Source organism: Paenibacillus sp. FSL M7-0802 (assembly GCF_038004945.1).
GTDB classification, from domain to species: Bacteria; Bacillota; Bacilli; order Paenibacillales; family Paenibacillaceae; genus Paenibacillus; species Paenibacillus polymyxa_B.
Genome location: NZ_JBBOSD010000001.1, coordinates 5,997,247 through 6,010,363, shown reverse-complemented (window position 1 = coordinate 6,010,363; position 13,117 = coordinate 5,997,247). Strand labels below are relative to the sequence as shown.

The window sequence follows — 13,117 nt, the reverse complement described above, 5'->3', positions numbered from 1 at the left end:
TATATGGAGAACCGCTGCTCTATTTGTCCCGTTTTTTACTGATTATGCCCGTTTTATTCCTTAATCAAGAAAAGAAGCGGGAGTATACTGTAGTTATGAAAATGAAAGCGCAAACATAAAACACACTGCATAAGGGGGATTAAACAAATGAAAAAAACTTACAGAAGTTGGGGTGCAGCTTTGCTAGTGCTCACCATGTCTATTGGATTGGTCGCTTGTGGTGGAGATAAATCAGCTTCCTCCCAGGGCGGGACGGGAGACACAAAGATCAAATTGAAGGTATATGCGCAGCATTTTGACGCCGATACCACCAAGCCGTTCGATTATGCGGTGGAAGAACTCAAAAAGGACATGCCAAACGTTGAGATTGAACTGGATCCTGCCGTTCAGGACGGGTACCAGAAGCTGAAGACTTATGCAGCGACAGGAAACATGCCGGATATTTATTTCACGGATTGGCCAACTCTGCAAACTTTAGCAAAATCCAAAAATGTCGAGGTGCTGGACAACTATGAGACAACGGCTAAATTCAAGGAGAATCTTAATCCGGGTGTTGAATCTCGTTTAGTAGCTCCAGATAATCATGTGTACGCTTATCCGGATACAGGCATTGAATTCCAGCTTATCTATTACAACAAGTCGATTTTTGAGAAGGCGGGGATCGAAACGCCGATTAGGACGATTGATCAAATGGGCGAAGCAGCTAAAAAGTTGAAAGCTGCAGGTTATGTGCCCATGTCGATCTTTGCCAAGGAAAAGTGGATTACGACTGCTTTTTATAATGGGCTGGTCACAAGAGAGCAGCCGCAAGGATTCGGAGCACTTGATCAGAAAGGTGTAAAAGCATTGCCAGAAGCGTTTGTAACGGCAGCACAGCAGATGAAGCAATTGCAGCAAGCCGGATTGTTCGACGCAAATGCCACGAACACCAATTATGATCAGGCATCGTCCCTGTTCTATCAGGGAAAGGCTGCCATGTTTGTGAACGGACAATGGGAAATTTACAGTTCACAGGAAAAGCTGGGCGACCAGGTCGACTGGATGTACTGGCCAGCAAAGGATGAAGCAACCTACGAGAAGTCCAAATATTTTATCGACGGTGCAGGCTCGCCACAGGGTTACGCAGTATCGTCGAGTAGCGAGAACAAGGAAACTGCCGTAAAGGTAGCAGCATTCCTTGCGACAAAGTCAGCCGAGTACAAATATACCCAACTCGGAAGTCCTATCGTTTCGCCGAAAGTGGATAAGCAAATCGCCTCCACTGTTCCAGCAATGATGCAGCGAGTCGCCAAAGAGTTGCTGCCAAACGCCAAGGAATATGCTCAGCTTCTGAGCAATACCAAAATTCAGAACACAATCAATGACAATACCCAGAATCTGATGGTGGACAACTTTTTGGTAGAGGGTTTTGTGAACAATCTGAACAGTACATTGGAGAAAGAAAACTGAGGAGAAAGAAAACTGATAATCCAGGGACAAGCAACCTCTGGCGACATAAGTCGCTGGGGGGAGCCGTCCCGAAAATAAGGGGTGGAAGCAACACATGAATAAATATTTGGGGAACAAACCGGCGCTGGCACTGTTTCTGCTCCCTGCTTTGATCCTGTACAGTGTGATCCTGATTTATCCTGTTCTGCAGACCGTTCTTCGTAGCTTTTATGAGTGGGATGGCCTTAGTACGCCGATCTTTTCGGGATTGAGTAATTACCGGGAGCTCTTTTCCGATCCTTTACTTTCCACTTCGCTTAAGAACGGATTGATATTTGCAATTGTACTGGTGGTCTTTCAGATTGGACTGGGAACGCTATTGGCGCTGATTTGTGCAGACCCGCGTACACGCGGGCGGAAAATACTGAAAACGGCTTATTTTATTCCGGTTGTTCTGTCGGTAACTGTGGTGTGCCAGCTGTGGATCGCCATTTACGACCCGACCAACGGACTGATCAACCGGCTGTTCGATCTTTTGAATATCCCGTATCAGCAAAATTGGCTGAGCTCCCCGACAGCATCAATTATTGCCATCGCCTTCGTTAATGCCTGGCAGTTTATGGGGTATCAATTCGCGCTGCTATATGCAGGGGTTAAGTCAGTACCTGAGGACTATTTTGAAGCCGCCACGATTGACGGTTGCAGCAAATGGAGAGCGCATCTGCATGTTACACTTCCTCTGATGAGGGAAACGTACAAATTCTGCTTTATTATCGCGATTACCTCTGGGATAGGCGCCTTTGTGCAGATGCTGATTATGACTAACGGGGGACCTGGTACTACAAATTATACAATGACATTCATGATTTACCGCTATGCTTTTATGGAGAGCAACTATGGCTATGCGTGTGCTGTATCTGTGCTGCTTGTACTGATCTCGCTGCTGGCAACTTTAGTTATCAATAAGCTGTTCGATCGCGGACAAACCGCCTGATGAGGTGCGTATTGAAAAGGAGAACGAAATGAGTAAAACCGCTGTGAGCAAGTTCAGACAAGCTGTCCTGCAGATACCGCTGTGGTTGTATGTGATTGTTTCGATTTATCCGTTGTTCTGGATGGTTTCCTACTCGTTGAAGAACAATGATGAGATCTTTGTTACCAACCCATTCGGACTACCAACGCATTTTCGTTACGAAAATTACATCAATGCTTGGACGCAATTTAATATTCCTCGTTACTTTCTAAACAGTCTGGTCGTATCAACGATTTCGACTCTGTTCATCCTTTTATTGGCACTGATGTTTGCCTTTGCAGTGGCTCGCATGAGATGGAGGTTTCGTTCTGCTGTCCGAACTTATATGATCATAGGAATGTTTATGCCGCTACAGGTTATTATGATACCGCTGGCGATTCTGGTTCGCGATTTTCATCTTACGAATACGTATGGAGCTCTTATTCTTCCCTATATCGCAATTGGCCTTCCTTTCTCGTCAATGATTTTCTATGGGTTCCTGGCAGGAATTCCTAAGGAGATTGAAGAGGCGGCATGTATGGATGGAGCTAATATTTATAGACTGTTCCTAAAAATCATTATGCCGCTTGCAATGCCTGCAATTGCGACTGTAGCCATTTTTCAGTTCTTGAACAACTGGAATGAGTTCACTTTGGCCTATATTCTGATTTCTGATGAGAATATGAAGACCTTGCCGCTAGGCTTGCTTTTCTTCCAGGGCTCCTACAGCACGGATTGGGGGGCCATGGGAGCTGTTATGACTATCGCTTCCCTACCGATGGTACTAGTCTATCTGTTCTTGAGTGAACAAGTGGAGCGGGCAATGACGGTGGGTTCCGCTGTAAAAGGATAGAAAGGATAAACTGCCCAGGTTTGAGAATCAGAAAAAAGATTCTCTAGCCGGGCATTTTTGTTATGTACATACGCTAGTTTAATCTGACGATGGTTTGTGGCTAATCAGAAACCTTACAACAAAATAAAGGTTTTTGTAAGTTTCAACTGTTGTTCATTATGTAGAAGCTGTTATGCTGGTAAACAGCTAGGCAAGGAAAGAAGTGAGCAGATTTTGAAAGATCCAAAGCAAAGTTTCAATGAAACATTAAAAATTCCTAAAAGAACCATTATAACAGTCACCGTTATTGTTATTATAATTATATTGTTAATCACTCTGGTGCTCGGCACCATGCATATTATTCGGGATTCAATATACACCACCATGAAAACCTCCTAAATCTACAACCAAGGGGGTTAGATTGTTGTTATTGCTTGAACGATCGAATAAAGGCATTATATAGAGAAATCAGTTGTTAAAAATTCAAGCACTAAGAAGGTAGAAAACACGATGCAAAAGATATTAATAGTAGAGGATGATCCTCAAATCAGTTCCTTGCTCCAATCTTATCTTGAGAAATATGGTTATCAAGGGATTAACGTTTCAAATTTTGATCAAGTTCTGGCTATATTTCAAGAGGTAAAGCCTGATTTGGTACTACTTGATGTGAATCTACCTCGCTTTGATGGATTTTATTGGTGCAGGCAAATACGGACTCAGTCTACATGCCCCATCCTTTTTGTTTCTGCACGCGATGATAAAATGGATCAGGTCATTGCTTTGCAAAACGGAGCAGATGATTACATTACGAAACCATTTTATCCCGAAGTACTGTTAGCCAAAGTAGAAAGCAATCTGCGACGTGCCTATGGCTCTTATGCTGTTGCCCCAAAATCACGTTCCTTAAAAGTGGCAGATTTGACGCTATATCCCGATATTATGGAACTTGTATTCCATGACAAGCAGGTAGAAATTAGCCAGAAGGAAGCAGCACTGCTAGAGCTATTGATGACGTATCCTAAGCAGGTTGTGGGTAGAGTTCATCTCTTAGAGGCTTTATGGGATGATCACCAATATGTGGGCGAAAACACACTGAATGTTTATGTCACTCGGGTCCGCAAAAAGCTGAGTGAGCTGGGACTAGGGGATATCATAGAGACGGTTAGAGGGGCTGGCTATCGGCTTCACTTGAGTGAGGAGGAAGAACGGTGAAGCTTTTTTGGCGTGACCATTTTTCGCTGGTGATTTTTAATATCATCCAACTTTTTCTTGTGTTAAGTATCTATTGGATGGATGGTTACCGCAACTGGTCGACGGCCCTGTATTCCGTCTTTTTTGGGGCCTCCATATTGCTGGTTTATTTGCTCTTCCGGTATGTCATGTACTCTGGTTTATATCTCATATTATCCACTGCAAACATTAGAGATTTAGATGAGCTTATTCAGATGAAGGTACTTAATCCGTTAGCCTCTTCTTTGCAACATTTGCTTTTACAATATTACCGATTGTATCAGTCCCGAATTCATCAGTTAGAGCATCAGCAGCGCGATCATATTACGTTTATCAATCAGTGGGTTCACCAGATGAAAACTCCTCTTTCTGTTATTCATTTAATCCTTAAAGGAAAAATAGATCCCGAATCGGATCAGATTCACGATGAGATTGATCGAATGGGAAAAGGACTGGACATGATTTTGTATATGTCACGATTGGAATCCTTTGAACCTGACTTTCATGTGGAGCCTGTTGTATTACGAAAACTGGTTAGTGATGTGATTTATGATAACAAAAGATTATTGATTCGCAACGAAATTTATCCTTCCAATGAAGTGGACGAGCAGTTGAGTGTGATTACCGATGCCAAGTGGCTAAGATTCATAATTAACCAATTGGTGACCAATGCGGTGAAATACTCTTCAGGTCATGCCCACAGTCTGAAACTAATGTCTGACGTAAGAGAGCATGTCATTGTGTTGGAAGTACAGGATGAGGGGATTGGTATCCCTAAAAAAGATGTAGAACGGGTATTTGAGGCTTATTATACAGGTGAAAATGGGCGGAAGTATCGTGAATCAACCGGGATGGGACTCTATTTGGTGTCTGAAATCTGCAAAAGACTGAATCATGATATTCAACTGAAATCGACAGTTGGTGAAGGGACAACGGTTCAAATCCTGTTTTCAATTCACAAATGAGAAACCTTACAACACATTTAAGGTTTTTGTAATGTTAATCGATCGCTTCACTTGTCTGGATGGATTATGATCATAACATAGAACAAGGAAAGGAATGAATTATGGAGATTGTACGAATGGATCAAGTCACCAAAATATATTATGGCAAGGTTTCCTACCGAGCCCTTAACAACATCCATTTAACGATCAAACAAGGCGAGTTTGTTGGTATTATGGGGCCGTCTGGTAGTGGGAAGACTACATTATTAAACATGATTTCTACCATTGATATGCCGACTTCTGGCGAGGTTTGCATTAAAGGGGAAAATCTAAATCAGCTCAAGAAGGATAAGCTGGCTTTATTTCGTCGCAAAGAGCTGGGACTTGTATTTCAGGACTTTAATTTGCTGGAAACCCTCACTTTGGGAGAGAACATACTGTTTCCTCTGATGCTGAATAAAAAAGGATTAAAGGAAATGGAGCTTAAACTGGAAGAGGTAGCGAAGAAACTGGATATTTTTGATGTTTTGGATAAACGGCCTTATGAGGTGTCAGGGGGACAAAAGCAACGGGCAGCCATTGGTAGGGCTATTATTCACTCTCCTTCACTCCTGCTCGCAGATGAACCCACTGGAAATCTCGATTCCAAGTCTTCACGTGTTGTGATGGAAATGCTGGGACTTATTCACCGTGTAGATTATTCCACAATCGTGCTGGTAACACACGGTGCAATGGAAGCCAGTTATTGTGATCGGGTAATTTTTATAAAAGATGGTGAGTTATATAATGAAATCCACCGTAGTCATAGTCAGCAAATATTTTTTCAGGAAATCATAGATATGCTCTCCTTTTTGGGGGGAAGTAGACATGCACATGAGCTTTCGTCTGTTAGCATGGAATAATCTCAAACGCAATGTACGTGCTTATGTACCTTATTATTTAAGCAGCTCATTGATGATTTCGATTTTTTTCGTATATGCGATATTTATTTTTCACCCGGATGTCTCAAATGCAATCACAGCAGCTAATGTAAAAAAAGGATTACAAGTTGCTGATCTGTTGATTTTTGTATTTTCCTTTTTTTTCGTATTATACACAAACCATATCTTTGTAGCTGCACGTAAGAAAGAATTGGGTATATTGACCATTTTAGGGACACATCACAGACAAATATATTTTTTGGTCGCATATGAAAATCTAATTATAGGTTTTTTATCCTTGGTTACCGGGATTATCGGAGGATTTATTTCAGCGAAATTCTTTCTGCTTTTGGGTTCCAATGTCATAGGAATGTATTTAACGTTTTATTTTCCTTGGAAAGCACTGGCTTTCACAGGAATTGGCTTTATGTTTTTGTTTATATTGATCTCACTTGTGTCTGTTTTCTTCATACGCCATTTTAAATTACAGCAGCTTTTTAACAAGGTTCCACAGCTCAAAAAGGAATTAAAAGCTTCATGGAGTCTTTCCTTTCTTGCGATAGTGTTAATAGGAGCGGCTGTATATTTAATGAAGCTTGATTTTCCACCATACATTTATCTGGCACCGTATCGTTTAGGGACTCTTTCTTTTTATATATTGCACTATTCGGTTGGAGACACATTTAAATACACAATTGTAATGGGGTTTATTGGTACTTACTTATTTTATACTCAATTATGTGTACTATTCATTCAACTGCTTAGAGCTAACAGGAAATGGTCTTGGAGCGGAACACGTTTGTTATGGTTATCTGAGATCACATACAAAATTAGGAATAATGCCGGGCTGTTTTCATTGATTACCTTAATTTCTATCATTTCCTGTGTAGGAGCAGCGTCAACTTTTGACTCCATGCAGCAGCAAAAAAGATTTCTAAGGGAGCAATCTTATTCATTTGCACTTTCTTCTGATGTAGTAAGTTCTAGAGAGCTTGAAAAAGAGATTGACCAAAATCTTTATACGGCTGGGGTAGATTATTCGAAAAGTGAAATACTGATCTTTCCCTTTCGTGAACAGTTCGCACCTGTGATGAAACAATCCAACTATGAAGCTCTTATTTCCAGGTTTAAGGAACTAAAACAGACAGCCGCACTTCGGGATCATCAAGGCTTTTTCATTTTTGATTCTAATGGAATGTCTTTAGAAGAACAGAAAACCTTTTTTGAAAAAAAGCTAACTTACAATCAAGGAAAATCTCAGATTATGAATATTCAGATTATGGATACTCAGAAGATAGACCACAGCATAAAGTTTGTTGAAAACATCATCTCTGAACTAGGAAGGTTACTTGTTGTTTCAGATCGAACTTACGACCATTTAGTTGAACAACGGTACTTCAATGTTCCATTAGCATACAAATCTGTTTATTATTTTGTGCCAAAATGGAAGAATGGTCAACTTTCATTAGAAACTTCTGAAACTCAACAGGAGATATGGTTGTATTCCGTGTTGGCCAACAAGGTGAACAAAGGGGTACTTAACTCTAGAGCAGTGGATTATTTGACATCGGAGATGGATCTGAATATTAGTGAATTTATTGGCGGATTTATCGCCATTATTATGTTGGCAAGCACTGTAAGTCTGTTGTATTTCAGATTGTATGTAGATCTTCAACGGGATGAGGAAATATACCGAGCTTTATCGAAAATCGGATTAAACTCAAGGGAAATGAGACGAGCTGCATCCAGACAAATTGCTTTCCTATTTCTTCTGCCATTAGTCGTATCATCCGTAGGAGTAGTGCTTTGTTTATTTATGTCAGAACCATCTGGAATAAATGTAGCACCCTTTCATCTTACGCTTATTCAGATTATGCTTTGCTTTTGGGCAATCCAATTCTTTTCCTTTCTTATTGTACGTTTCCTGTACCTTCGTCAATTGGATTTAAAGATGCTGTAAAGAGCGATAAGCCGTGTGTGAAAGAATAGCAGGAGGGCAGGATTATACCTCCCTTCTGGAATCTGCACGGATGATAGAAGATGCAGTTCTCAATTCATGACATCCTTGATGGAGAGTTGTGCAAAGAAATTGTAATGAAGAGGAAGAATCAAAATTCATATAACAACGTATTTATTAGACTTAATGAAACTTAGAAAGAGGGGGGTTCTATGAAAAAACGTATGTTCATTTTATTGTTGTTGGCCTTATCGGCCAGTTCATTTTCAGAGTCCTTTGTTCATGCAGAGCGGCAGCAGGTTTCCAATGCAAGTGTGAAAATAACACTGAGTCAAGCACAGCAATGGGCACGATCTAATAGCTTTAGCTTGAAGGAGGCTCAGCAAGCGATAGATCGTAACCGGATTAACCTAAAAAATGCAGGTAAGAATCTGGATTTCATCCCAGCAGGTGCGGGCAACGGTGAAGAGGACGCGGCTAGTAGTTCAGCCTGGAAAGGGTATGCCTCATCGACGGTTTCTTATTTGGAATCCAAAAAGCAAATCGAACTTGCCCAAGATCAGGCGGATTACTCTGCAATGAAGAATTATTATGACGTACTTCTAGCTGAAAACAAAGTAAAGAGCAGTGAGGATGCACTTTCGCTCGCACTACTGGAAGAAAAAGCTGCTGAAGCGAAGGCCAACCGTGGAAAAATTTCTCCAGGTGATCAAAGCACGATTATTCAGACTCGTATAGAGGCTCAAAAGAATGTAGACATTGCAAAGGCTGCACTGCAAAAAGCGATGGATTCACTAAATACGCAAATGGGCCAACCTCAAGGTACGGTGTATGAACTGGTGGATCGACCTGTTTACCGGAAGATGGATAACACGAATTTAGATACGCTTGTGACGCGTGCCATCTCGGCGAGTCCTTCGGTATGGAGACAGGAGGAGGCAGTCAAGCTAGCAAAAATGGAAATTAAATATTACACGTGGAACTCGGGAACTGACGATTATGAAATTAAACAGATTGATGTAGACTCAGCGGAAGGCGGATTGGAAAATACCAAGGATCAATTAGCAGAAACACTGAAGAATATGTACTTTAACTTACAGCAGAGTTATGAACAATACGAACAAATGCAAAGTAATCTACAGAACGCTAATAAGGTATTAGATATATCTCGTAGAAAAAAGGAACGGGGATTTGCTACAGGTACGGAGATTGCCACGAATCAGTTAAAAGTGAAGCAAATTGAACGGAATAAGGATGAACTAATTGTTCAAATGACGCTGCTGCAACATGCTTTAAACAAACCGTGGAGCGTATAGGTTTTAGAAAAAATACATTTTAAGGGGATATAACATTGTCGGAAACAGAAAAGAAAGATGCATTGCAAGTGTTAAGAAGGAAAAAAAGATTGAGAGGGATCATAGGTATTCTTGTCTTGATCATTATAGCGGGAATTGGAAGTTTTGTTTATATGAAAAAGGGGCAGGAAAAGCCCGTGGAGAGTCCTGCGAACCAGATTGTACAGGTACAGAAAACAAACATGACGGATTCGCTTAAAGTGACTGGGACCGTTCAGGCTTCCAAGGAAGTAAATATTAATTTTACAAATGTCGAGGGTGCCAAGCTCATCGCTGTCAATATCAAAGCAGGAGATAGTGTCAAAGCAGGTCAGGTTCTAGCACGATTAGATGATTCGGATGCCAGGCTGCAAATTAAGGATGCCGAATCCAATGTCGCGATTGCAAGGGCCAAGCTGGAGGAAGCCAAGCGCGGACCCAAAACCAATGATATCGAGCTCCAGAAAACCAATGTCTTAAAGGCACAAATGGCGATTAAAACAGCCAAGAACGATATGGAGTTAGAGGAAGCCGCTGCACAAAAGGTGGCAGTCAAGGTGACTTTGGATAAGGCCCAGAAGGATTATGATGACCAGGCTTATCTGGTTCAGAATGATGCGGCAGCAGAAAGTGACCTGGCGACAGCCAAGCAAAATCTGGATAAGGCAAAACTGGATATGAGCAATGCGGAGCTGCAGTACAAGAAGGCACAGACCAAACAGACTGAGGCAATTGAGGAGGCAGAAATGGGCTTTAAAACAGCTTTAATACAATTAAAGGCTACACAGTCCCCGCCTGAAGCTTCCAACATCCAATCTGCACAGGCTTCTTTACAGCAGGCTGAAACGGCATTAGAGCAGAAGAAAAGTGTCCTGAGCAAATTACAGGTTACGGCACCGTGGGACGGGATCATTTTGAAGGTCAACGGCGATGTGGGTACTAGTCCTACTGCACCTTTTATTGTAATGAATAACTCCAATACAGGCGTTATGAAGGTTCTTACCAAGGTTAACGAAAGTGATATTGCTAAATTGAAGACCGGACTTCAGGCGACAATGCACTCGAATTCATTCCCGGACAAACAATTTAAAGGCGAAGTACGCTTTGTTTCTCCAGAGCCGGTGACGGAATCTAATGTGACTACATACAAAATTGAATTGTCTTTGGATAGCCAAAAAATAAGGCTGCAACCGGGGATGAACATGGATGTATCACTCCTCTTGGCTGAACGTAAAGATGCGCTGTCTGTTCCATTGTTTGCACTGAGATCTGAAGGTGGAGTGGACGGAGTATATGTAGCGAAGAACCCAGCAAACCCTGCAGATTATGAATTCAGACCTGTGAAGCTGGGTGTTTATACAGCGGATCAGGCCGAAATCAAGTCCGGTGTCAAGGAAGGCGAGACCATTGTTATTCCGCCTCAGGGCGGTGCTGGTTCGAATGGCAGTCAAGAGGGCCAGGACCCTGATGGAGGTCAGGCACAATGAACGAAGTTCAATTAAATAAAAACGTTATTGAAATTAAAGCATTAAAAAAAATATATGAGGTAGGCGGACAGGAGATTCAGGCTCTACGTGGTGTGAATTTATCTATTAGCGAAGGTGAGTTTGTTGCCATCATGGGTCCCTCTGGTTCGGGTAAGTCCACCATGATGAATGTCATTGGTTGCCTCGATCATCCTGATACCGGGAAGTATTATCTGGATGGGTATTCCATATTGGATGCTCGTGAGAATGAGCTTTCCGAGATTCGAAATCAGAAACTGGGTTTTGTGTTTCAAAAATTCTATCTACTTTCCCGAACTACAGCATTAGCAAATGTAGAGCTACCTATGATGTATGCAGGTATACCTGCCAAGGAACGCCGGGAACGAGCCGTGGAGGCGCTTCGAAGTGTAGGCCTTGCAGAACGGATGTACAACAAACCTAACGAGCTTTCTGGCGGTCAGCAGCAACGTGTCTCTATTGCGCGTGCGTTGGTGAATAATCCTGTTATTTTGCTGGCGGATGAGCCTACGGGGGCACTGGATACGAAGACGAGCGTCGAGATTATGGAGCTATTTCAGGGTTTGAATGAGCAGGGGAAAACCATCGTCTTGGTTACTCATGAGCTGGAAATCGCTGAATATGCCAAGCGGTTGATCAGCTTTCGGGATGGGGATATTGAGCGAGATGAATGCATTACCAATAGAAGAATTTCATCAAGGATGGCGAGCCTATGAATTTGATGGAAACGATCCGTGTATCAATTAATAGTTTAACGACCAATAAGCTGCGCTCCTTTTTAACGATCCTCGGTATTATTATCGGGGTGGCAGCGGTTATTGCCATTATGGCGATCGGAAACGGCTCTACAGCCCGCATAAAAGCAGAAATTAATAAATTAGGGAATAACGTATTGATGGTTGCTCCAGCTATGACAATGGTCGATGGTGAAATAGATTTGGACAACACGCCCTCGTTTACTTGGGCTGATGTCGAGGCGTTGGAACAAAAGAATTCTATAGATGCATTGATGCCAAATATATCGAGCAATTCAAAAGCTGCGTGGGGGCGATATAACTATAACGCTACTATTGTAGGGACTTCCACTTCATTCTATAAGGTCAAAAAGTTTTCCTTTGCTGAGGGCAGAACATTTACCAACGATGAGATGGATAAACGCATGAATGTCGCCATTCTTGAAAGCCAAGCGGTTCAACGTCTTTTTGGTGGAGATACCCAAAATGTATTGGGACGAACGTTTCAAATTAAACAGATTCCTTTCAAGGTGATCGGAGTATTGAATACTCAGCCAGTTACGAACTTAAGCTATAGTACTAATGAACAAATTTACATCCCTGCTACAACCATGATGAACCGTCTGGGTGAGAAAAACATTACGGGATTGGACGTGTCTGCCAAGTCACCAGCTTTGATGGATCAGGCTCGTCTAGACATATTGGAAAGCTTGCGTGTGACGCATCAGCTAAAACCCTCGGAACCGGATCAATTTCAAATTATGAGTCAGTCAGAGGCAGCAGGTGCAGCTTCCGGTGTAGATAATATCATGACCAGCTTACTGGGTGGTGTAGCCGCGATATCGCTCGTGGTAGGGGGAATCGGAATTATGAATATTATGATGGTTTCGGTTATAGAGCGTACAAGAGAAATCGGTATTCGGAAAGCCATTGGTGCCAAGCCGAGAGATATTATGATTCAATTTCTATCTGAAGCGGTCATCTTTGGTCTGTTAGGAGGTACAATCGGGGTTGTAACAGGCATAGGAGCGTCCAAAATAATCGAAGCAACGACACATATGACCATTGAATTTACGATCTCGCCTATTATATATTCGTTTCTTAGCTCTGCGGGCACAGGCATCCTATTTGGAGTATACCCGGCTTATAAAGCAGCAAGTTTAAAGCCTATAGATGCATTGAGATACGAATAATTTCAATTGGCACATGGTCGCAAAATGA

The 13,117-nt window shown here is 42.0% G+C and carries 11 protein-coding genes; all 11 read left to right on the top strand.

What is annotated here, in order from left to right:
* The first annotated feature begins 147 nt into the window (after window positions 1-147).
* The 11 genes from MHB54_RS27330 (at window position 148) to MHB54_RS27280 (ending at window position 13,089) form a co-directional block, all read left to right on the top strand.
* Window positions 148-1,449 carry an ABC transporter substrate-binding protein gene (locus MHB54_RS27330; protein WP_068938439.1) on the top strand — a complete coding sequence of 434 codons (1,302 nt, stop codon included), beginning with the start codon at window positions 148-150 and terminating at the stop codon, window positions 1,447-1,449.
* Window positions 1,450-1,543: 94 nt separating this feature from the next.
* Window positions 1,544-2,422 carry a carbohydrate ABC transporter permease gene (locus MHB54_RS27325; RefSeq protein WP_053325421.1) on the top strand — a complete coding sequence of 293 codons (879 nt, stop codon included), beginning with the start codon at window positions 1,544-1,546 and terminating at the stop codon, window positions 2,420-2,422.
* 28 nt (window positions 2,423-2,450) lie between these two features.
* A complete protein-coding gene (locus tag MHB54_RS27320) occupies window positions 2,451-3,293 on the top strand; it encodes a carbohydrate ABC transporter permease (protein ID WP_025723644.1) in 843 nt (280 codons plus the stop codon).
* A gap of 489 nt (window positions 3,294-3,782) precedes the next feature.
* Entirely contained in the window at window positions 3,783-4,484 is a 702-nt protein-coding gene (locus MHB54_RS27315) for a response regulator transcription factor (RefSeq protein WP_023988571.1), read from the top strand.
* The gene (locus MHB54_RS27310) at window positions 4,481-5,467 is read left to right on the top strand and encodes a sensor histidine kinase (RefSeq protein ID WP_264453787.1); all 987 of its coding nucleotides are present in this window, start codon (window positions 4,481-4,483) and stop codon (window positions 5,465-5,467) included. Before MHB54_RS27315 ends, MHB54_RS27310 begins: the two co-directional genes overlap by 4 nt.
* 101 nt (window positions 5,468-5,568) lie before the next feature.
* Window positions 5,569-6,348: an ABC transporter ATP-binding protein gene (locus tag MHB54_RS27305; RefSeq protein ID WP_264453786.1), complete on the top strand. Its 780-nt coding sequence runs from the start codon at window positions 5,569-5,571 to the stop codon at window positions 6,346-6,348.
* Window positions 6,314-8,326, top strand: coding sequence for an ABC transporter permease (locus MHB54_RS27300; protein ID WP_028541310.1), 2,013 nt, complete (start codon window positions 6,314-6,316; stop codon window positions 8,324-8,326). Before MHB54_RS27305 ends, MHB54_RS27300 begins: the two co-directional genes overlap by 35 nt.
* Window positions 8,327-8,535: 209 nt before the next feature.
* Window positions 8,536-9,639 carry a TolC family protein gene (locus MHB54_RS27295; RefSeq protein WP_053325424.1) on the top strand — a complete coding sequence of 368 codons (1,104 nt, stop codon included), beginning with the start codon at window positions 8,536-8,538 and terminating at the stop codon, window positions 9,637-9,639.
* A 35-nt stretch (window positions 9,640-9,674) separates the two neighbouring features.
* Window positions 9,675-11,144: an efflux RND transporter periplasmic adaptor subunit gene (locus tag MHB54_RS27290; protein WP_264453785.1), complete on the top strand. Its 1,470-nt coding sequence runs from the start codon at window positions 9,675-9,677 to the stop codon at window positions 11,142-11,144.
* Entirely contained in the window at window positions 11,141-11,878 is a 738-nt protein-coding gene (locus MHB54_RS27285) for an ABC transporter ATP-binding protein (protein ID WP_076265399.1), read from the top strand. The genes MHB54_RS27290 and MHB54_RS27285 overlap by 4 nt, the downstream gene beginning before the upstream one ends.
* Window positions 11,875-13,089, top strand: a complete 1,215-nt coding sequence (locus MHB54_RS27280) for an ABC transporter permease (RefSeq protein WP_028541307.1) — start codon at window positions 11,875-11,877, stop codon at window positions 13,087-13,089. The genes MHB54_RS27285 and MHB54_RS27280 overlap by 4 nt, the downstream gene beginning before the upstream one ends.
* The last annotated feature ends 28 nt before the right edge of the window (window positions 13,090-13,117 follow it).

Bases quoted from the DNA above. Each gene is read 5' to 3' on its own strand.
- MHB54_RS27330 (WP_068938439.1), top strand. From the start codon at position 148: ATGAAAAAAACTTACAGAAGTTGGGGTGCAGCTTTGCTAGTGCTCACC.
- MHB54_RS27325 (WP_053325421.1), top strand. From the start codon at position 1,544: ATGAATAAATATTTGGGGAACAAACCGGCGCTGGCACTGTTTCTGCTC.
- MHB54_RS27320 (WP_025723644.1), top strand. From the start codon at position 2,451: ATGAGTAAAACCGCTGTGAGCAAGTTCAGACAAGCTGTCCTGCAGATA.
- MHB54_RS27315 (WP_023988571.1), top strand. From the start codon at position 3,783: ATGCAAAAGATATTAATAGTAGAGGATGATCCTCAAATCAGTTCCTTG.
- MHB54_RS27305 (WP_264453786.1), top strand. From the start codon at position 5,569: ATGGAGATTGTACGAATGGATCAAGTCACCAAAATATATTATGGCAAG.
- MHB54_RS27300 (WP_028541310.1), top strand. From the start codon at position 6,314: ATGCACATGAGCTTTCGTCTGTTAGCATGGAATAATCTCAAACGCAAT.
- MHB54_RS27295 (WP_053325424.1), top strand. From the start codon at position 8,536: ATGAAAAAACGTATGTTCATTTTATTGTTGTTGGCCTTATCGGCCAGT.
- MHB54_RS27285 (WP_076265399.1), top strand. From the start codon at position 11,141: ATGAACGAAGTTCAATTAAATAAAAACGTTATTGAAATTAAAGCATTA.
- MHB54_RS27280 (WP_028541307.1), top strand. From the start codon at position 11,875: ATGAATTTGATGGAAACGATCCGTGTATCAATTAATAGTTTAACGACC.